Source organism: Paenibacillus lautus (genome assembly GCF_050482385.1).
Lineage (GTDB): Bacteria > Bacillota > Bacilli > Paenibacillales > Paenibacillaceae > Paenibacillus_AQ > Paenibacillus_AQ lautus_B.
Map to the genome: position 1 here is coordinate 690,250 of NZ_JBCNHV010000001.1, position 21,858 is coordinate 712,107.

The 21,858-nt window shown below is 35.2% G+C and carries 15 protein-coding genes and 1 pseudogene; 4 read left to right on the forward strand and 12 right to left on the reverse strand.

Annotated elements, in window-relative coordinates; translation table 11 throughout:
- Positions 1-1,050 precede the first annotated feature (1,050 nt).
- The 3 genes and pseudogenes from ABEW73_RS03260 to ABEW73_RS03270 form a co-directional block, all read left to right on the forward strand.
- A complete protein-coding gene (locus ABEW73_RS03260; protein WP_430162173.1) occupies positions 1,051-2,085 on the forward strand; it encodes a hypothetical protein in 1,035 nt (344 codons plus the stop codon).
- Positions 2,086-2,519: 434 nt separating this feature from the next.
- Complete coding sequence (locus ABEW73_RS03265; protein WP_430162171.1) at positions 2,520-3,542, forward strand: hypothetical protein; 1,023 nt, start codon at positions 2,520-2,522, stop codon at positions 3,540-3,542.
- 447 nt (positions 3,543-3,989) lie between these two features.
- Positions 3,990-4,186, forward strand: a pseudogene (locus ABEW73_RS03270) (transposase); the annotation flags it as partial.
- Between the two features lie 257 nt (positions 4,187-4,443).
- Here ABEW73_RS03270 and galU read toward each other — a convergent pair.
- From galU to ABEW73_RS03290, 4 genes are all read right to left on the reverse strand, one after another.
- Positions 4,444-5,340: a UTP--glucose-1-phosphate uridylyltransferase GalU gene (gene galU, locus ABEW73_RS03275; RefSeq protein WP_430162169.1), complete on the reverse strand. Its 897-nt coding sequence runs from the start codon at positions 5,338-5,340 to the stop codon at positions 4,444-4,446.
- Positions 5,341-5,682: 342 nt separating this feature from the next.
- Positions 5,683-7,158 (reverse strand): class I adenylate-forming enzyme family protein, encoded by a 1,476-nt coding sequence (locus ABEW73_RS03280; protein WP_430162167.1) that lies wholly within the window; start codon positions 7,156-7,158, stop codon positions 5,683-5,685.
- A gap of 513 nt (positions 7,159-7,671) precedes the next feature.
- Positions 7,672-8,925, reverse strand: a complete 1,254-nt coding sequence (locus tag ABEW73_RS03285) for a hypothetical protein (protein WP_430162165.1) — start codon at positions 8,923-8,925, stop codon at positions 7,672-7,674.
- A gap of 355 nt (positions 8,926-9,280) precedes the next feature.
- On the reverse strand, positions 9,281-9,529 hold the full coding sequence (locus ABEW73_RS03290) for a phosphopantetheine-binding protein (protein ID WP_430162163.1): 249 nt from the start codon (positions 9,527-9,529) through the stop codon (positions 9,281-9,283).
- A 1,030-nt stretch (positions 9,530-10,559) separates the two neighbouring features.
- Between ABEW73_RS03290 and ABEW73_RS03295 the strand changes: the two genes are divergently transcribed.
- Complete coding sequence (locus tag ABEW73_RS03295) at positions 10,560-11,498, forward strand: GNAT family N-acetyltransferase (RefSeq protein ID WP_430162161.1); 939 nt, start codon at positions 10,560-10,562, stop codon at positions 11,496-11,498.
- A gap of 328 nt (positions 11,499-11,826) precedes the next feature.
- Here the strand turns inward: ABEW73_RS03295 and ABEW73_RS03300 are convergent, their stop codons facing one another.
- From ABEW73_RS03300 to ABEW73_RS03335, 8 genes are all read right to left on the reverse strand, one after another.
- Positions 11,827-12,993, reverse strand: coding sequence for a nucleotide sugar dehydrogenase (locus ABEW73_RS03300; protein WP_430162159.1), 1,167 nt, complete (start codon positions 12,991-12,993; stop codon positions 11,827-11,829).
- Between the two features lie 123 nt (positions 12,994-13,116).
- On the reverse strand, positions 13,117-14,463 hold the full coding sequence (locus ABEW73_RS03305) for a nucleotide sugar dehydrogenase (protein WP_430162157.1): 1,347 nt from the start codon (positions 14,461-14,463) through the stop codon (positions 13,117-13,119).
- Between the two features lie 88 nt (positions 14,464-14,551).
- Positions 14,552-16,342: an ABC transporter ATP-binding protein gene (locus ABEW73_RS03310; RefSeq protein WP_430162155.1), complete on the reverse strand. Its 1,791-nt coding sequence runs from the start codon at positions 16,340-16,342 to the stop codon at positions 14,552-14,554.
- Positions 16,329-18,086, reverse strand: a complete 1,758-nt coding sequence (locus ABEW73_RS03315) for an ABC transporter ATP-binding protein (RefSeq protein ID WP_430162153.1) — start codon at positions 18,084-18,086, stop codon at positions 16,329-16,331. The genes ABEW73_RS03310 and ABEW73_RS03315 overlap by 14 nt, the downstream gene beginning before the upstream one ends.
- Before the next feature lie 78 nt (positions 18,087-18,164).
- Positions 18,165-19,133, reverse strand: coding sequence for a GDP-mannose 4,6-dehydratase (locus ABEW73_RS03320; protein ID WP_430162151.1), 969 nt, complete (start codon positions 19,131-19,133; stop codon positions 18,165-18,167).
- 22 nt (positions 19,134-19,155) lie between these two features.
- Positions 19,156-20,070 carry a glycosyltransferase family protein gene (locus ABEW73_RS03325; protein WP_430162150.1) on the reverse strand — a complete coding sequence of 305 codons (915 nt, stop codon included), beginning with the start codon at positions 20,068-20,070 and terminating at the stop codon, positions 19,156-19,158.
- Between the two features lie 174 nt (positions 20,071-20,244).
- Positions 20,245-20,958: a class I SAM-dependent methyltransferase gene (locus ABEW73_RS03330; protein WP_430162148.1), complete on the reverse strand. Its 714-nt coding sequence runs from the start codon at positions 20,956-20,958 to the stop codon at positions 20,245-20,247.
- A complete protein-coding gene (locus tag ABEW73_RS03335) occupies positions 20,948-21,856 on the reverse strand; it encodes a radical SAM protein (RefSeq protein ID WP_430162146.1) in 909 nt (302 codons plus the stop codon). Before ABEW73_RS03335 ends, ABEW73_RS03330 begins: the two co-directional genes overlap by 11 nt.
- Positions 21,857-21,858 lie beyond the last annotated feature (2 nt).

The window sequence follows — 21,858 nt, forward strand, 5'->3', positions numbered from 1 at the left end:
TTTAGACAGACAACAGCCCCCACCACCCAACCATCAATTATTGAGTCAATAGGAGCAGCACTACTTCCCATGATAATGGCCTTCTTATATGTGAACGTCATAAAATCGGCTAAAATGCCTTCTGTTTCCATCTAGCGCTAAAATATCTCCGCTGAATTCACCGTATCTATGAATAAGCATCATTGAAATACCTCTCGTGGTTTCGGTATTACCCCTGCTGATACTCCGTTTAAATGCTGTTGTTCATAACAGCCCGTAGAATCAATAATGAGGTCTTGTTCTTCTAAAATCTTTATTTATATCTGAGGACCATAGCAATTCACCAATAGCTGAACCAGCGCTCCAGCAGCCTATCAAAATGCACTATCCTGATGAATTTTTTTATCTAAACTCCTACGGTGAAGAATCGTTTCCTTACTCCAGTTCTCAGTACGAATATATTTTAATTCATTTCTGGTTTTAGCGCATTCAATCGATCTTGATGAAAATAATAGTTACGTGCTTTTCTAAATCCTTTAATCCTTTTGACTTTCCTAGTCAACTTCGCAACTTCATTACTGATACAATGAATATCTGATCTTATTTCCAACGATTTGGGGAATTTGAGAGCCAATCATAATAGAATTACGATTATGCTCACGGAATGTTGTAACTTTACCCATAGGTTTGCCGTTTTTGTTCACCTTTACTTATAATTCCATAATTTCTGAAAAACAAGGGAATCCCCCGTTAAGTTCGGCTTCTATTTCACTTTTTGTCCTATTATAATTGAAATCTTTGAATTGCTGATATCAAGCATATTGCTCACATAGTGCAACAAAGCGATGATGATGTACAATTCGCCTTTTAGTCTCCACTAATACCAAGAAGGTAAATGGATTTTAATATCGTAACGTGTCACATATATTACGATTAACCTATGTTTCATTTAATATCTTAAAAACTTAATTATTTAGTTGAACATAATTAATATACTTTGTTATAGTTAGAATAAGTTTCCATAATTTTCATGACAATGGTTGGTCACATTCTTGTAACGGAGGGACATAGGTGAATAACGATCAGAAAATATTAAAAATAGCTGAACCTGCAATTAACGGTTATCCAAAGCATGCAATTCAATTGGCCGTATTGTGTCAACATGATTCTTCGCTTTCTTGGATATTGAGTAACTACATACAATTAAGATGTCCCAAATCAATTAACGACCGCCAATACAGCTCCTGGTTAGATTTTTATTTTATAGATCCTAAGTACACAGACTCCTTGTTATACACTGAACTCCTATCAAGAAAAACAATATTAGCTTTTCATAAGGATAATTTTATTGATTTTTTAATCAGTTGTATTAATCTTGATCACTATATATACACTAGTGTTAATGAGTTTTATATTCCTCATACAACTGCGTTTCAAAAATACTATTTTCCTCATTCTATTCTTATATTCGGATACGATCTTAAAAAGGAAACCTTTAATGTGGGGGGATTTGTAAATAAAAGCATTGGAAATAAGTTTACGAGGTTTGATGTTAGTTTTAAGGACATAGAAAAGGCTTATATGACCCTTGAAGTTACGGACGATGATAATTATTTGAATCGCTTTTATCTGATGAAAATTAATCACTCTAAAAAATACTCATTTGATCCAGTAATAGTAAAAGAGCTACTACAGGACTATCTAGATTCAAAAAATACTAGTGAACGGCTTAGAGGCTTTTATAATCCTAATAATGATTTCTACTATGGAATGAAGATATACGACAATCTTAAATTAAATTATAATATGGAAAATATAGATTGTTCTGATGTTAGACCTCTATATATACTATGGGAACATAAAGCTTGTATGCTGACTCGAATAAAATACTTGTCAGATAATAACTATATTAAGAAAGAATCTTTCTACTACAAAGATTACAATGAAGTCGAAAGAAAATCTCTTATTTGTAAAAATCTATATCTTAAATATCAAGTAACCCGTGATAAAAAAATTGTTTATAGATTACTTTCTTTCTTAGAATCTATAATTGAAGAAGAAAAAATAATCCTGCATAATTTATTAGAAGATATTTACTCAATCTAGCATATGCTAAGAAATACGTGTTATCGTGTTATTCTTAGCTTAATTATTATCTATTGCTATCCCGCTGTCACAAAATGAACACCCACAATTGGCTATTGCTAAAGTAAAGAATGCTTTGTGGGAGTCTGCCTAATCTTGATAATCTTGCTCTAAACCGTAGAAATCTTTCACCACTCATATCGCACGCTTCAAACATCCGATAGGTTCTTCCATTAAGCCGCAACGCTGATTCGATATGGTAACAAGGTCTTACTGAAGCTAGTGAAGACTTCACCGAACGTTATATCTAGAAACCAAGTTCAAATAAAGAAAATATACAAGTTATCAATACTTGTCTTGCTTCTGTACAAATTACGGTACTCGTTTTTTGAGCTATAGACAAAATATTCGATGCACTCAAAAAATCTATAAAATTATGTTGAAAGAGGTTACATATGAAATCAATAGAATTGCCAGTTTATACAGATACAATATGTAATGTCTATCCGAGACATATTAATCTCTGTTCTATTTTGCAGAATTATGATGAGACTATTCCTTGGATTCTTTTTAACACCCTGCAACTTGTCCTTTTTAATTTTGATGATGGTTTTGATACAATCGCTTTTTGCGGATTTGAGACTCAATTAGAACTCGATACATCCTGCCCCTATATCATAAATCGAATTCAGGATAGAGAAGTAATTGTAAGTAAATGGGGTGGAATCAAGAATTTTATATTTGAACGATTGAACTCTAATTATTATATTTATATGAATGTTAATACGAAGTATATTAAGGCCTATAACAGAAGAAATAATTTTATGCACGATATATTTATAAGCGGTTGCGATTTTGACAATGAGGAGTTCATTTGTTATGACTTTTTTGATAAGCATTATTCGAAAAAGAAAATTCCCTTCAAAGAAATCGAGGACTCTTGGAATTATCAATATGAATGTAAAGAAGATGATTATTTACAAGGTGTACACTGTTGGAAAATTAAGTTAACTCCCAACAACATTATGAAAACGAATGCAAATCAAATATCAAAAAAAGAAATATTAATGTTACTTGAACAAATCGAAAATCCTGAACTCCCTATTTATAGCTATTATAAAAGAAATACAAATGTAAAGTTCGGATTCGAGTGCTATGAATATCTTATTGATACAATTCATAAATTCCCAAGGAAGTTTGATCATTGGCGTTTAAAATCAATTTATTCTTTGGCGAATCATATTGATATTTTAGTCTTTACTATTAGGTACTATAACCTGCATCCTAACAACAATTTAATTAAAAACCTCGCTAAAGAAACCGAAATAATGAAAAATTTAGCTCTAAAGTGGTTTATAGTAGATTCAGGAATTAAGACAAATGATAAAAGTATAAAAAATCGAATGCGAGATAGAATAATCAAAATATTCTTACTCGAAAAAGAAATTATAGAAAGTATAATACATCAAAACAAGTAAATTATTATTCTTTAATATTGCAAATAGTGTCGGCGGTAAGATAGAAAATAAATTTCTGGTGAGTGATGGGGAATGCCAATATATGGAAACTAAATTCAGTACAGCTAATATTAATTTATAATGGCTCTTTTCCAGTCTGCCTTCGCAAAAAAAAGATTTCCTAATTATTCCCATTTTAACATTCATTTTATTTTAGAAGCAGATTTCTTGGTCTTTCTTAATGATATTTTCCTTCATCAAATAATAGGGCTCTTCGCTCTATTGGTTGGGTGAAAACATGGACATTGATTCTTTCGAGCAATACATTCGTCATCTTGCTGTGAAACCAGCAGAGGGTGCCTCTTTCTTGTTGCTTAATCGTCTTGTCCAAGCTTCTACCATGGGCGCAAGCCGGGTAGCGATCATCCGCATGACGAGGGCAAAGGCCGGCTTATGCTCGACACCAACTATCAGTATGAAGCGATTGTGAACAACCTGGGATGGGAGCCGATAGATTTATGGTGGTTCACTATCAGCGCTGCTGTATGGAAAATTACATCAAGGAAACTAAGAACAGCTTTTCCATCGACTGCATTGCGACAGACAACTTCATGGTCAACGAACTAGAATTGTTAATCAAGCTACTCGCTTACATTTTGTTTGAACGCCAGATTATACGGTTTGCCCGGTTCCGTTCAACGTCGTACTGAAGCTAATGAAGGAGTTCGCCTTCCATGTGTCTGGAAACAACATCAAAATTTCACTTAGAAAATTGTAACAGCCTCTTTCAGTGCTTTTCCTTCTTCGATACTATAGAATTAGCCGGAAAAAGAATTGAATAATCGCTAGTGACATGCAGGTTTGGAATTGAAAAAAGGGGAGCTTCAAGAAGGTTCGTTACGTTCAGGAAGCTGCCCTTATATTATCTGGTTTGCTGTTCCTTGATGTCCAGTTTCCTGTTCATCAGATTAGACATATAGTTCATCAGCGGTTCTCGAAGATCAGCGTGCTGCAGACTCATTTCTAAAATCGCATAAACGTACCCCAGCTTGTCGCCGATATCGAAGCGTCGAGCTATCAAGTCCAATGCAAGAACTCCCTCACGTCCGCAGACCTGACGGAGTGCATCCGTTAACTGATACTCACCACCGGCTCCTTTCTCAAGGGTCTCTAGCGTCGAGAAAATGGAGGGCTTTAGGATATAGCGGCCCATGACCGCAACGTTAGTAGGTGCTTCATGAGGAGCTGGTTTTTCTACTAGATCCGTGACTTCGTAAAGGCCGTTTTCGTAACCCTTGTAAGAGATGATTCCGTACTTGCCGGTGTCTATGCGGGCAACGCGCTGTACGCCAACGATCTGCCTTTCAAACTTTTCGTATACATGAATCATCTGTTTCAGCGCGGGAGGGTCAGATATCATAATGTCGTCCCCGAGTAGCACAGCAAAGGGCTCGTTATCGATAAACTGCTGTGCACAGAGGATGGCATGACCAAGTCCAAGGGGTTCCTTTTGCCGGATGTAATGGATGTTCGCCATTTCACTGATTCGGCTTACCTCTTTTAGCAGGCTCCATTTTCTCATGACTTCCAGTTGTTGCTCAAGTTCAACAGAGCGATCAAAATGGTCTTCAATCGATTTTTTATTACGCCCCGTAACGATGATGATGCTCTCGATTCCTGCCGCTACTGCCTCCTCTACTATATACTGAATGGCCGGCTTATCTACGATGGGTAACATTTCCTTTGGCTGTGCTTTCGTAGCAGGCAGAAACCGTGTCCCTAGACCCGCTGCCGGTATTACTGCTTTTCTGATTTTCATAGTCCTGCTCATCTCCTAACTTTTTTGATTTCTCTGTTCGACAGACCACTTTACTGACATATTTATAGCCAGCAGTTAATTTCGTTATAAACTAGTCCACAAAGAGCCAATCGCCATTAGAAAGATTGGGATATTCACTGATAACTGTAGTCTTAAATCATGTCACATTTTAGGAAAGTTTAAACACTATAATATTGGATAGGAGCAAACCTCGTATTTCGATAGGTTGCGGCACATATCCTCCGTAAGAAGCAGAAATCTCATTAGCACTTTATTTCATGGTTTGAGGCCGTATCTTTAACCGTACATTTTGTTCAACGCCTATCTAAGACTCATTGTTTATTAATTGCAATTGAGAATTGATTTTAATAAGTCCTTAGATTTGATTCTATCCACCTTTCCGTTTGGGGTTAAAGGTATATCTTTTACCATTAACAATTGGCGCGGTATTTTGTATGTTGATAGATGATTTGCAAGGATACTGCTAATAAATCTTTCTTGTAATTGCATTCCTCGTTTTGGTTTTATTAAAGCAGCTGGAACTTCACCTAAAACTTTATCAGGCACACCTACTACAACCGCAAGATCAACTGTGATAATACCATTTAAAATATCCTCTATTTCTTCGGGATAAACATTCATTCCGCCCACCAAAATAATATTTTTTTTCCTCCCAACGATTCGAAGGTTTCCCCACATATCGAACTTTCCTATATCCTCCGTCATTAACCAATTATTCTGTATAATTGTTGCAGTCAATCGTGGGTTTTTATAATATCCGAGCATAACATTTGGGCCTTTTACATAGATATCCCCAACCATATTAGTTGGAAGTGGGTTACTTGCTGAATCTCTAATTACTACTTCAACATCTTTTACCACTTTACCACACGAAAGTTCATCATCACCTCTGTCCATTATGGAAATCCGGGGCGAAGCCTCTGTCATACCGTATGTTTGTAGAATGTCGGCGTTTGGCAATAAATTTTTGGCTTCTTGAAATAAATCGTTACTGAGAGGTGCCCCACTAACTACACATGTATGTATGTTAGATAAAACTATTTTTTTTGATCTAGATATATCCAACAAAAAATTCAATGTTGTCGGAACCATTGAAATACAATTAATTCGGTTTTGCTCTATGATGTTGAAAATTGATCGGGGAATTAGAGGAAGCGGTTCTAAAACTATTGCTGTTTCACTAAGAATACATACAAGAATTTGAGTAGTTATAGTCGAAATGAAATTTATTGGCATTGTAACCATAAATACATCGGCTGGTGAGAAGTTTACACTGTTCTGATGAGCAATGGCACTAGAAATAATATTCTTGTGTGAAAGCATAACAATTTTTGGTGCAGAGGTACTTCCTGAAGTCGTTAGTAATAACGCCAGAGAATTCTCCAGATCAGATTTAGTATCATGGTCATATCCTACTTCTGAAGGTTCATATGACTCAATATCACCCCATGAGATCACAGGTCTTTTTATACTCTTGGGTGGCTCTAAAGCTATAATGCTATGAATGTCACAATTTTCTGCAATTGTTTCGATTTCCACTTGTTTAGAAAAGATAGGTATGGGTACAACCACCATTTTTGAAATCAATATACCAAAAAATGAAAATATAAACTCAGTGGTATTATTGAAATAGAGACCAATATGGGACCCAATTGGAATGTTTCTTTTGCGTAATAATTCAGAAATTTTCATAGCATTTTTATAGATATCTTCATAAGTAAATTTTCTGTTTCTTGTTATTAATGCTAGTTTGTTAGGAGATTTTTGATAGGTTTCTAGTAAAATTTCATGAACCAACAATACAACTCACCTCAATTAGTAAATTATCTCCCAACAGTCAAAATATTAGAAGATAACACATATATACACTTCATAGTGTTAAACTCAATTTAATGAAATGACATCATTTACATTATCGGTCCGCTTTTGAGTACCTTGGATTGGATATCAACCAAGAATGTAATGGTCAAATTCATGATAATTGACTGTTAATTACTCTTCTGACCCAATATTATTTATTGTCACCAATTCTGCACCTTTAAGCCCAACTGTTACTGTCTCATGCTCGATTTTATTCACTTCTGATATATATTTATAGTTCTTGTTAATCCTTCTCGATAGAACACCTTAACCACCAGTTACATCTACAATTACTTGATCAATTTCCGGTATCTTTCATATATGAAATCCGTTAGTATTTCACACCTTCTATGATCACCATGGTACTTTATAAGTCTTCTTCCCATTACTTCCCCCCGTTTAATAGTTACTTTATTCTCAAGCATCCACCCCTCCATTTCAGCACTTGGTTTAATTGGTGTTTTTTTGAATTTTAAGGGTGAAAATACTTTTTGATTCGAGATTTTCATCATATGTAAAAATATAGGAACAATTTGGAATCCCCAATACATCATTAGCGGATTCTATAAAGTACTTTTCAATAAGAGTCCTATCTTCCTTATTCCCTTTTATATTAACCATAAACACACGATAATCTGTTTGCATTACACTTATGGAGTTGAATTTTGTGATACCATAATATTGAATTAAATTAACAACAACAGATCGAAAATATTGGTTACCGTACATTTGTGTCCCCGCTATTAAATGCCTTCCTGGTGTAACGCAGATTCTCCTACTTTTATTCCCGCAAGAACATTCCCCGCTAAGATAATAAGCTAAATCACCAATTTTATACCGGATAAATGGCATACTCCTTAACTTCAAGGAAGTTAAGACAACATAACCTACTTCGTTAGGATTAGTGATTTCGCGGCCGTGTTCGTCAACCAATTCAAACAATATCGCTTTATCATTGATATGCAGGTAACCATGAGGACAGTCATAAGCTATTGCCCATATTTCTCTACAACCATAATTATTGGCAATCCTGCAACCGAATATTTCCTCGTAATTTTTCTTTTCTTGATCAGAAATATACGAACCATTTGTTTCAATGACCTTTAAATTATTAAATTCAATGCCCAGTCTGGTTGAATAATCTGCATAAGTTTGAAGCAACTTAGGGTACAAATGCCACCACGTGTAGCTGCTTGTACTGAGAAACTTTAATTCTCGAGTTAATTTATCACTATCTATTTCCTCCTCGGAAAAAGGAAATGGATATTCTCCATTTGTATGAATCAGCATGAAAAACTCTCTAGAATTCAGAGAATGGAAATTGCGCCGCAACTCCCATAGATTTCTCCCTAGAATTAACCTTTCCTTAGGTGTTTTTAAAGCGATAAACGGAGAACCTGTAGTGCCACTAGTGTACTCGGCGATGATCTTATAGTCAGGAAACTCGAAGGCATATTCTTTCCTAAAATTTTTATTAGTATCAAAAATATCACTCAAGTCATATTTAGTTAGCTCTGCATCTAGAAAATCTAGATAATTGGCCTTGATTATCTGTTTATCTACAATGGGTAAGGACCTGAATATAATTCCTATATCTTTATTATTTGAAATTCTGTCTATTTCGGTGGGAATTTTCTCCTTATAAAACTCAATATTATTTTTGGAATATTTTAATAGCTTCAGCAAATCGATTGAATTATTCACTTTTATACCCCCTCATATAACATCCTATGAACTATTTCATTTGCTCACTGATAACAAACTAAAAAATAGTGTTACAGACTCCCATTGTTTATTCTATGCATTATAAATCACTTTCACTTAATAGAATTACACACATTCAAGTAAGAAATGAAGTTATTAAAAAATTATTCTGGTGGGCCTTAGTTTTATAATGGTGGGTGTTAGAATTTATCCAAGTGTGAAACTCCCTAAATAAGTATTGGCGAGTTCACTCCAAAACTACTCGAAGTCGAAGCCAATACTTTATTTAAACTAATGGATTGAAATCTTCTTGTGGGTAAATCACGTGTTTTAAACATTTAGATATCAAAATTAATTATGAAGCAGCTGACCTTAGTTGTACCAAATTATATATGCCACGTATTGTCAAAAAATTATCAATCAATAAATCCTCATCTTTAAAGCTAAAACCTAACCCCTCCTCAAGTGTAACAATAAGTTGAATAACTTGAATTGAATCTAAACCTAACTCAATAAGATTTGTATCGGCATCTGGATAAATTCCAAGATCCATTGCCTTGGTTACAATTGATTTAATATTGTCTAAGCAGATATTTGTATTCATGGATAATCCCCTCATTTTAATAATGATTAATTGTTATTTGATAAACCATTTCTAACATTATTCTACGTTTGTTTCAAGTTTATATGTAATATTCGACATTTTTATTTTTCTTTAATATTCACATAGTTTTCTTTGTAATTGGATTGCAATCGTCTAGGCAATTTGTTCCGGAAGAGGGCTCTCTGTATGGTTGAATTTCCATCAACGTATATCACCTTAATTCTCATATTATTAGCACAATAAGTGATGATAATATTTTTACAAATTTCACTATATTAATAAATATTACCTAATACAATTATTAATATAATGATCGAACTTTTCGACACAAGAGGTAGTTTCCACACTCAGTAATTGATTCGCAATTGGGTAACGATTTCTTTCCAAAAAGCTTGTATAATAACTCCAAATGCAGTATATTACGCTTGACAGTTATTCGGTGCAGTCATCGAATCCATCTAGAATGTGCTTCTTCGATGACAGTCGGCTTCGTCAAAAACTACTCTTCTACTGCTACATTACCTTGAAGTACTTTAAGAGCACTGCTGTGTTAAGTTGCTTATTTTAAAATGAAAGCATGCAACAGATACCTTTAGCCCTTTGTTTTTGGACTTGCAAACTCATTGATTGCTGTAGAATGATCCATTTCGCGAAAGTGGTAATTCAACTTTGCTGTTCCTTTTTAGGCAAACTAGTGTGCACCCCACACAGTGATTAAACACGTAGTACTGATTAAAAGCTTCAATTATTAGAACAACTCGTGAATCACATTTGCTCTTCTCTAGCAGCATGAGGTTAATTCCTTTTAACCTAGCCTGCTATGCATCATATCTCCGGATTTGTAGTTTAGTGATTCAGCGAACCCGAAGCCAAGAGTTGTAAAATAAAGATCACTCTGGCTTTCAGCTTTTTCCTTCCTATTGTGCGAAACACTCACATCATAAATACGCGATTAGAGAACAGTCAGTATAAATTTTTCTTTAGAAAAATTTATTACGGATCATGTAAAAACTATTTCAGGAGGTTTTTTATGATAGTAAGGACATGCAACCATAATGATTACAAAGCTATTTATGAATTATGGATTATGAACCTTGGACAACAATGGCCTATTGAATATGTTATATTTGATAAAATAATACGTGATAATGACAGTGGCACTTCGCATTTCGTTGCTGAGATAAATGGCAATGTAGTAGGTTTTATTGCCACAGGAACTAGTTATGGATTACAAACAGACCTTCACGGCTCAATTTTATTAGTTGTAGTCGAGAAACAAAATCAAGGTAAAGGAATTGGCAAGCAATTGGTAACCCATGCCGAGCAATACCTATTTTCAAAAGGTGTACGTGATATTCATGTCGGCTCTGGTGCAAGACCTTATTTTTGGCCAGGTGTCCCAGCCAATCTTCCAGATGCAATTGTGTTTTTCGAGAAGTGTGGATGGATTTTCACTGAGCAGAGTTTTGATATGATTCAAGATCTAAAAATGTTTCCCTCCTTTAAACATGTCCCGTTACAACATGATACAATTATAGAGGTAGCGAATACCCAGGATATTGAGAAATTATTGGTATTCCAACAAGAAAATTTCCCTCATTGGTATATTTATTATAACCACTACTCAAATCAAAAGAATTTCGATAATATCCTACTGGCTAAAACAAAAGTCGGAGAAATAATTGGTTCTGTCTTACTTACTGGACCATTCGATTTGTATGCTAATCAATTTTTAAAGTGGAAAAACTTACTCCCACCACAAGTCGGAGGATTTGTTGCTTTAGGTGTTAAAGAAGAAATGAGAGGAAAGGGGATTGGCCTATTCCTCGCTTTTAAAGCAACTGAGGTAATAAAAAGTAGAGGCGTGGAGAGCAGCTACTTAGGGTGGACTTGGTTAATTGATTGGTACAGCAAAATCGGCTATCAAGTTTGGCGCTGCTACAGAATGAGTCGGAAAGTAATCGACTGATTACATAAAACATTACGATCAGATTTGTTCTCCGAACTTTTTAGGTGCTCCATATCTTTTAAAGAGCACCTGAAGAGTCAGATGTAATTTAGTTAGCAATTGAGCTTAAGGCAGTATAACTTAAAAACCAAATATTTATCTTTCTTAAGATCTTAAAATATGGAAAATTAAATTTTGTCTGAATGAACGTTTTTTAAATTATACAAGATATAATTTACGCACATTGTCAGAAATCAGGAATATCTTTCAATTAGAGACCTACACAAATATTCTGTTTGATGTTAAAGCTATTAAATACTATTCTTTCGAGTTCCCCCTGAAAAAAAACCTAGTCTTTGCGATAGATATCCCTGGTGTATACCTTTTCAGCGACGTCTTCGATCTCGTTAGACATCCTATTCGCTACTATAACATCCGAAATTCTTTTAAATTCTTTAATGTCATAAATCACTTTTAAATTGTAAAATTGCTCAGAATGTATAGTCGGTTCAAAAACAACCAATTCTACGTCTTTGGTCATAATCCGTTTTATTACCCCAAGAATTGAAGATTGCCTGGAGTTATCAGAATCAAGCTTCATGTTTAGTCGAAAAATCCCAACAACTTTTGGTTTTTTAGCCAGAATCATTTCTGTGATGTGGTCTTTCCTAGTTCGGTTCGCATCTACAATTGCTGCCATAATATTATTAGGAACATTTTTATAGTTAGCTAATAATTGTTTTGTATCCTTTGGCAAGCAGTAACCACCGTATCCAAAAGAAGGATTATTATAATGGCTGCCTATTCTTGGATCTAGCCCAATACCATCAATAATTTGTTTGCTATCAAGTCCACTGATTTCACTATAAGTATCTAGTTCATTAAAGAAGGCCACTCTCATTGCGAGATACGAATTCGCAAACAGTTTGATTGCTTCTGCTTCTGTGGGATTGGTAAGCAATACTGCAATATCTTTTCTAATTGCGCCTTGCACTAATAGATCCGCAAACTCTTGTGCCCTTTCTGATTGCTCTCCTACAACAATCCGTGAAGGATACAAATTATCATATAATGCTTTTCCTTCTCGTAAAAATTCAGGAGAAAAGATAATGTTGTCCGTTGAAAATTTACTTCTAATATTTTCTGTGTATCCCAATGGGATTGTTGATTTAATTACGATTATCGCATCTTTATTTAGAAGAATTACTTTCTTTATAACTGCTTCAACCGTGCTAGTATCAAAACAATTTTGTACAGGATCATAATTAGTTGGCGTTGCAATAATAACAAATCTTGCATTCTGAAATGCCTCGGTAACATCAGTTGTTGCTGTTAATTGGAGTTCCCTAAAGGCAAAAAACTCTTCGATTTCTTTATCAAAAATTGGGGATATTCGATTGTTAATCATTTGTACTTTATCTGGCATAATATCCAATGCTATGACTTCGTTATACTGGGATAATAATACTGCATTAGACAGACCTACGTAGCCGGTGCCAACAACTGCGATTTTCACTTAGTAGATTCACCACCTGGTTAGAAAGAGCAACTACTATCAATGGTGCTCAATCACTAATATAATTTACTGAAGTATTCTAATGGATGCTGTAAAACCTTTCAGAAAGTCAAAGAGTAACACTCAACTACTCACGACTAAGTTTTTCGTGGTAATCTCTTGTTTAGCAGATCCCATCAAAAATATTTTTTCATCTTCATATCCGTCTAAAAAATTCCTTGTATCTACTATTAATTTAGAGTTCTTAACTAATAGTTCTCGTTGATACACTGTATGTGGAGTCAGTATAATAACACAGTCAAACTTATGTAACTCATTGTAATTTAGCTCGAAATTTTCAATAGCATTGCCCAAGTTATCAAAAAGTAAATTCGAATGTGGTTCATTTACACTAACTCTCGCTCCCATTTTTCTTAATGTTCCATAGATCTCAAGTGAAGGGGATTCCCGATAATCACCAATATTGGCCTTATAAGCCATCCCTAGAAGTAAAAGTTTTGAACCATTTACACTTTTCTTTCTAGCATTCAAAGCAACTACTATTTTGTTTAAAACATAACTTGGCATATTCCTGTTAATTTGATAAGAGGTTTCTATAAAATTACTAGGAGCATTTAGTTGCTTAGCTTTCCATGAGAGATATATAGGATCGAGAGGAATACAATGACCGCCTACTCCGGGACCAGGAAAAAAAGTCATAAATCCGTACGGCTTTGTTGATGCAGCCGATATTACTTCCCATACATTTACTCCAACTTTTTCACACAGTATGGAAAATTCATTAATAAATCCAATATTTATATTTCTAAAGGTGTTTTCTAGAAGTTTCGTCATTTCAGCCGTTTTAGTAGAGGAAACGGGATATACTGTATGAAAGATAGAATTATAAAGCATTTTTCCATACGTAAGACATTCATGAGTAACACCGCTTACTATTTTAGGAATATCCCTTATGTTTGAAACTTTATTTCCAGGGTCTATTCGTTCAGGTGAGTAGCATAAAAAAACGTCCTTGCCCACTTCAAAACCGTATTCTTGAATTTTTCCGTAAAGAAGTTCGTCAGTTGTTCCGGGATAAGTAGTTGATTCAAGAATTATTAAAGAGTTTTTTAGCAAATTAGCACCGATATTATCTAGAGCATTCAAAATATAAGAAAGGTCGGGCTCATGGTTTTCATTAAGAGGTGTTGGCACACAAATAATTACCACATTGCATTGGTGTATTTTGGAAAAGTCACTTGTAATACAAAATTCGAAATCACTATAACATTCTTTAAGTTTTTGATCGGTTTCCTTATCGATGTTACTTTCGCCGCGAACCAACATTTCAATCTTTTGAACGTTATTATCAATTCCAAGGACCTTATAGCCACCAGACGAAAATTCAATAGCTAAAGGAAGACCAACATAACCTAAACCAATCACACCAATGGTAACCGTTTTATCTTTTATGTGATTTAACAACCCCACATTCTTTCCTCCTTTGAATTTCATTCAGTTATAAGAAAATCTATGCAGGGCAACATACTAGCTACAAGCAACTTTAGGACCTCAACCATTAATAATTTGCAGCTTGCAATACTTTTTGATCTTCATATAACTTTGCATATATGCCATTGTGAGCTAACAGTTCATCGTGATTTCCAATTTCAAGAATCTCCCCTTGATTGAAAACGACAATCCTATCAAAATTCTTTATTGTCGAAAGCCTATGAGCGGATACGATAATCGTCCGTCCAACGGAAAAGTCGTCCAACATTTTTTGAATTTCCTGTTCATTTTGGCCATCAAGAGATGCTGTCGCTTCATCAAGTAATAAAATTGGTGCATTTCGAATAAACGCTCTCGCTAGTGCTATCCTCTGACGTTGACCACCAGAAATTTTTGTTCCCAATTCCCCTACTTGCTCATTATATGCATTGGGCAGTGAGGATATAAATTCATTTGCATTTGCAAGTTTAGCTGCTTCTATAATTTGGTCATTCGTAGCACCCCTCTTACCCATGGATATATTTTCTCTGATTGAACAGTCAAATAATGGGCTTTCCTGAGCCACATAGGCGAACTGTCTTCTAATACTTTGAACATTCCATTCTCTATATGATTTTCCATATAGTCTTATTTCCCCAGTCTGTGCCTCATAAAGACCCAGAAGAATCTTGAACAGAGTGCTCTTACCACTGCCACTCTCACCTACTAATGCGATATGTTCACCTTTTTTTATAGTTAATGACACTTGTTTAAGTGCAGGTTTTAGATCCTCTCGATAAGAAAAGAACAAGTTATCCAGTTGTAAAATAACTCCTTCGTTGTAATCGTTAGAATCAATGTTGGGTTTATCAACTCGCTTGTCTTCTGCTTTTGAATCAAATAGTTCAAACACCCTTTGCGAACTCGAAGAAACATTCTGGAATTGAGTAAAAAAGTTTCCTAATTGTATGATACTCGATACTGCAGATGTCGAAAATTGAAAAACCAACAATACATTTGGAAGATTAATTTGATTTATACTTACAAGATAAATCCCTAGGATAATCACTATCATGGAAGATAAAATCCCAATGGCGCTACCAAATGAAGAGTGCCAAGCAGACAACACCATATTTTTTAAAGTCAAATTTTTAACCTTGTCTATTGTCTCTTCAAACCTAGAGGTTAACGGAATTTCAAGCCCCATCATCCGTACTGTTTGGACGTTAGTAATTCCATCCATCATGAGCTGTACAGTTCTTGACTCTAAGTCCTTTATCTTATCCGTATTTTTTCGTAATGGTAAAGAAAATTTGTTTGTTACGTATAAGAAGAATAGACCTAATAACAATGTAATAATGCCAATTTGCCAACTTATGAACAAAGTAATAACCCCACAAAGTAGAACATTTACAACAGGATATATAATACTGAAAAAATCCCATGTCAAGGCATTAGCCACCTGCTGACCATCATTAACCAACCTTGACATGGAATCTCCTGAATGGTCATCTGCTTCTTTAGAAAGTGGTCTATTTAACAAATGAAAAAACAATTCAGATCCAATGTTATACTCGGCTAGCATTTTCGTGCTGCATAGATAAACGTGGCAGAATAACCAACTTACAGCTGATACGGATACCAGTATAAGGACATAGTATATTACCCCAGCTAAAATAGTATTTGTACTGTTTTCAATGGCACCAATGCTCAAGTATTTTAACAACAAACCTGTACCCAGACTTTGCAAAGTACCGCATGATGCGTAAATTATCATAATTAGTGTAAATATTACTTTATTCCTTGGCACAAAATGAAGTATGCGTTTCCATATATAAATCGCATCGATTAAGATATTAAATTTTTTATCTGTGTTCATCCTTCACCTCATCCAGTTGACTTTGGTAAAGATCGAAATACACGCCTCTTTTACCCATCAATTCTACGTGAGTGCCTTCCTCTTCAATTCTCCCTTTAACCATCACTAATATCCTGTCTGCATTTTTTATCGAGGATAACCTATGAGCAACAGTAACAACAGTTTTTCCTTTTATAATCGCCTCTAATTTTTCTTGTACCTCAACTTCAGTTGTAGCGTCTAGTGCCGAGGTTGCTTCATCTAGGAATAACATTTCAGCGTTACGAACAAGTGCTCTAGCAATAGCAATCCTTTGCCTCTGCCCCCCTGATAATTGCGTCCCTCCCTCCCCTGCCATAGTCTCAAGTCCATCAGGCAGTGTTGTTATAAATTCTAAAATTCCGGCATCTTCACAAGACTTTTTTACTTCTTCCACTGTGACATTTTCACCGGCCCAGGCTATATTATCAAAAAGCGAGACACTAAAAATATCACTATTTTGAGACACGAATGACATATTTTTGCGCATCTCAGCGGGGTTCCATGACCTCAATGAATTGCCTAAAACGTAAATATTGCCTGAATATCCTTCATAAAGGCCTGCCAATAAGCGAATAATTGTGCTCTTACCACAACCACTTTCGCCAACTAATGCAACATGCTCACCTTTGAGTACATGCAAGCTAATATTATCCAATACCAAGTTCTTTTGATTGTAAGAGAAAGATACATTTTCGAATACTATAGCCTTGTCAGTAACAGCAGGTTGGACATACGGTTGCGTTCTGTCCTCCTGTGGGGCATTCCAAATCTCTAATAACCTATTAGCTCCTGCAACGTCCCCACGTACTTCAGCCATATTTCTTCCAAACATTTGGAGCGGAGAGTTTAGATTAAACATAACTAACATGAATGATAAAAACGAAGCAAATTCTAGCATTTCATTACTTAATAAATAAATCGCCCCGAGCCCAACTGCTACAGTAGGTAAGACAGCAAAAACTTCACCAATAAAACAAGTTATACTTTTTGTCCATGTGAACTTGTTAAAATAGGTTTGTAATTTCCGCCCTCTTTTTTTGAATTCCTCCCACATAGTCACTTCCAACTCGTAACTTTTAACCGTGCTATGGTTTCTTAAGGAGTCAACAGAAACATTGTTTAATTCTGCACTCGCTTTAAATCGTCTATTCAATGAATCACTAATCGGTCGGCTAAATGCATTTTGCATATAAAATACCAGCGGATATAAGAGAAAGTATAGAATCGTTAGTTTCCAGTTGTTGGTTAATAGATATGCTAGCATTAAACCAATAGATATGAATGTAAATAGTAAATTAGGAATCGATTTAGTTACCAAGTTAACTGAATAATTTAAAGATTCCCCTGTTCTGTTTATAATATCCCCGGTTCTTTGGTCTTGACTCCATGAATGTTCTGTTTTTAGTATGTTTCCAAATGTAATACTAGACATCTGGTAATGAGCAAATGTACCAAATCTACCTTTTAAGAGTTCCAAACAAAAACCAACGATTAACATAACAAACGCTACAATGACGAAGGGAAGAATAAGCTCTGTGAAATTAAAGGCACCCATCGATACTTTTTCCATGGTTTCCCCAATAAGTACCGAAAAATAGATAGTATTTATGGTGTGGAGGACTTGTAAAAAAATCATTATCAACAGTTGGAACTTGGAGTACTGCAATCGAGAAACCAGTTTGTAAAACACAGCAAAAATATTTTCCTTTCGACTTTCCTCCATCCAGATTATCTCATTCCTCTTCTATTTATTTATATGTTACTTAGAAGATCAATCATAAGTAGTCTATTTTTTTTAGGATTAGCATGAATATTCAATATTTTCTTTCATAAAGTAATCAATCGTTCTCTTTAGCCCATCTTCGAGATTAATTGCCGGACTCCAATCCAGCTCTCTTAAGGCTAAGGATATATCTGGCCTTCTTTGCTTCGGATCATCCTCACGTGGTTCCGTAAATACAATTTTTGAAGTGGATTGCGTCATATCAATAATCCGTTCCGCAAGTTCTAGTATGGATATTTCGGACGGATTACCGATGTTTACAGGCGTCATAATTGGTTGCTCTCGCTGCATTAGTTTAATAATCCCAGATATTGTATCGTCAACATAACACAAACTACGGGTTTGGAGACCATTCCCATGTATTGTAATGTTTTTATTCAAAAGTGCCTGGTTTATAAAGTGAGAAACCACTCTCCCATCGTTAATTTGCATGTTCGGTCCATATGTATTAAATATGCGAACGACCCGAACATCTAAACTATACTCTCGTACATAATCATATATAAGAGATTCCGCACACCTCTTCCCTTCATCGTAACAAGCCCTTACACCGGTTGGATTCACATTTCCCCAATACAATTCATTTTGCGGGTTCTGTATTGCATCACCATAAACTTCTGAGGTTGATGCCTGAAACAATCTTGCATTTTTAATTTTGGCAATCTCAAGTAAATTTATAATACCCAAAACATTGGTTTTAGTTGTTTGAATGGGGTGCTTGAGATAATACACCGGGGATGCTGGGGAAGCAAAATTATATATATCGTCAATATGAATTTCTGAATAGATATACTCTGGTATTTTCAAACTGATATCGCATTCATAATGTTTTATTCTACCGCTTTTAATAAATTCACTGATGTTTTTAAAACTCCCTGTAGAATCATTATCCAGAATAATTACATGGTTGTCAGTTTCATTCATAATTTTTCGAACAAAATTTGAACCAAGAAATCCAGTACCTCCAGTTACAAGAAAAGTCTTCAATCAAACATACCTCCATTGGGATTTAGATTGTGTTATATAGTCTTATAAATTCATTCGCTCTTATATCATAATTATGATTTGATAAAATAAAATTCTGCGCTTCCTTGATTTGTTTGCTTATTACTCGGCTACTCATATCTTCATAAATCTCCTGCAGCTCACTCTTGCTCGACACAAAATATATGTATTGACCAAATTCGCTATTCTGCAAACCCTGGAATACTTCGGAAACCGCAAGACAACCGCTTCCAAGTACTTCGAAAACACGGTTATTAAACATTAATCGCTCTTGTTGCTTCTTCTCCGTTAACAATAGCGATATCTTTGCAGACTTATATAACTTTCCAAGATCGCCAATCGGCAAGACTCCTTTGTAATAATTAGAATATGGAGAATCATCCCACCCGCTTCCCCAGAGGCTTAATGAACCGATTTCGCAACTTGGTTTAAAGAGGGCGTCCATTTGATTCATGGATTTGTGGGGGTAATTACCGACATAAACAAAATCAGTATTATATTCCGCAATTCTTCGTTCTTTTGCGATATCTGGATCTACAGCAAGATCAATTCTTTGTGAACATTTTCCCTTTGATTGCAAATACTTATAATCATCTGAATTTGTGGCAATAGCATTAAAACCACTATTACATAAGGTATCGGCATCATAAAATAAATCACTTAACCACCAAAATATCTTTTTATCGGTGCTATCCCAAATCCCCTTCGGCACTTGCCACTCTGGAACACCTTCACAAATAATCAGGTCTGTTTTTTGAGATAATAATGATGGATAGTCATTGTGTTGTGTAACAGATATTCTCCAAACATCGTGTCCCATTTTTAATAATGCTTTTTGTAAATAATATGTCGTTATGACCGAACCCCATATTTCATTCTCATTTCCATGATGTAATAACCCGATTCTCAATTTTTTCATATATCTCCTCTAAAATCATCGTATTTTTTCGTATTTAACACGATATTCCCATCTATCTCTCTATAATTTAGTAACCGAATCTCACAATCATCAAATAGCGTCTTAATGTCTTTCAACATTCTGTCGATTGTTTCCTCCGGTAACTCATTTATAGAGTACACTACCTTTCTTTCGTTATTCACGATACACATTCTCCATTTCGATAATTCCTATATTCCCATTGATATCCAATTTTAGATCAGGATGCCCTTCAAGAAATTGAGCTACTCCCCTCTTTACCTTCTCCCCCCAATCTCCATCCATATCATGTAAAAGAATAACTCCATTATTCGAAATATATCTATACGCTCTCAGAAGATCAGAGAAAACACTGCTTGAATTATGATCACCATCTATAAAAATTAGGTCGAATGGTGCTCGGCTTTTCAGAATCTCTTCATCTATTACTTGTACTTCAAGTATTTTTGAATTATATAAACTATGGAAGTTCAAAGTACTCTCCGCAGGAAAACATGAGAAATAATTATCGTACCTCTCCACCCTTTCTCTCAATCGGTAGTAATCCACCAACTCCTCATAAAAATCTCTAGAGTTGTCTTTAACCTCACTATTGTGTTTTATTACATCTCCAAGCACTGAAAAATTTGGATCAATGGCTACCACCTTTGCCCACGGTGCTTTCATCGCCAATAAGCAGGTGCTTACACCTACATAGCTTCCGACTTCCAAAATACAATGTGGCTTTGTCCTGTTTATTATATTGTTAATGACAACGCTATCTTCCTCAGTTATACAAATTCTCTCCAGAGCTTCTCGCGGGAACCTTTTTTTTGCGATAATATCGAACATTTCATTTCGTAGCACAGCTATTTCCAACTTAGATAACATCGACTTCCTCCCCCTTATGCAGTATAACTGTAGTACCAACAGTGTTGATTTCAACATTCTGCAACCCCTTGCTCCTCGACTCTTCTAAAAAATTGTAATCAAGGAGGGAGGGAACATCTGCTGACTGGCAGCTCATCCATTTTGGCTTTTCAACCTGTTGAATATCAAACCGCTTCCCAACCGATCCAAGGCAATGATGGCATGAAGGCAATGGTTCTGAAGAGTCAATATATTCGACCAACTGTTCATGGAGATTAGAATTCTCCAAAATGCGAATGCCATTTGCGTTGTAATCGCCACAGGAAAGTTTCCTTGATAATGCAAAAGCTTGAGGACACTTGAAAAAATAACCCTCGAACACATTAAAACATTGCCATTCTCTCGCAAACAAACAGTTATTATATATATCCTTTACCAACTGTATATCGCTATTTTTGATTTCAGAAAACGGTTCTCGAAAGGATTCAAAATTGTAAATCGAAATGCGTATGTTATTATTTGCAGTGATTTTCTTGCAATCATCAATTAGTTTCTCGATAAACCCCTTGGAGTATTTATAGTTTGAGATTTCCACTTCATCCAACAACCCCCAAATTTTCGGGTCCGCTTTAGATAGCAAGGTTCCATTTGTAGTAAGAGAGACTTTATCTGCTATTCCTACTGACTTCACTTTGTACACAACGTCAAGTATGTTTTTGTTTAAAAGTGGTTCACCTCCCAATATTCTAATAGTATCAGTTCTAAGATACTTTTTGAGTTCGGTTAGCGTGTCAATTATTTCATCAATATCAATGAATCCTGGGGTTTCCAGTGGTGATAAATGCATACAACCTCGACATTTCAAATTGCAATGGTACGACGCATGCAGCTCAAGGCTCTTAACAAAAATATTATCCATTA

What these genes read in the sequence shown, in the direction of transcription:
- ABEW73_RS03265 (WP_430162171.1), top strand. Translation starts at nt 2,520, where the DNA reads ATGAAATCAATAGAATTGCCAGTTTATACAGATACAATATGTAATGTC.
- galU (WP_430162169.1), bottom strand. Translation starts at nt 5,340, where the DNA reads ATGAAAATCAGAAAAGCAGTAATACCGGCAGCGGGTCTAGGGACACGG.
- ABEW73_RS03290 (WP_430162163.1), bottom strand. Translation starts at nt 9,529, where the DNA reads ATGAATACAAATATCTGCTTAGACAATATTAAATCAATTGTAACCAAG.
- ABEW73_RS03295 (WP_430162161.1), top strand. Translation starts at nt 10,560, where the DNA reads ATGATAGTAAGGACATGCAACCATAATGATTACAAAGCTATTTATGAA.
- ABEW73_RS03310 (WP_430162155.1), bottom strand. Translation starts at nt 16,342, where the DNA reads ATGAACACAGATAAAAAATTTAATATCTTAATCGATGCGATTTATATA.
- ABEW73_RS03315 (WP_430162153.1), bottom strand. Translation starts at nt 18,086, where the DNA reads ATGGAGGAAAGTCGAAAGGAAAATATTTTTGCTGTGTTTTACAAACTG.
- ABEW73_RS03325 (WP_430162150.1), bottom strand. Translation starts at nt 20,070, where the DNA reads ATGAAAAAATTGAGAATCGGGTTATTACATCATGGAAATGAGAATGAA.
- ABEW73_RS03330 (WP_430162148.1), bottom strand. Translation starts at nt 20,958, where the DNA reads ATGTTATCTAAGTTGGAAATAGCTGTGCTACGAAATGAAATGTTCGAT.
- ABEW73_RS03335 (WP_430162146.1), bottom strand. Translation starts at nt 21,856, where the DNA reads ATGGATAATATTTTTGTTAAGAGCCTTGAGCTGCATGCGTCGTACCAT.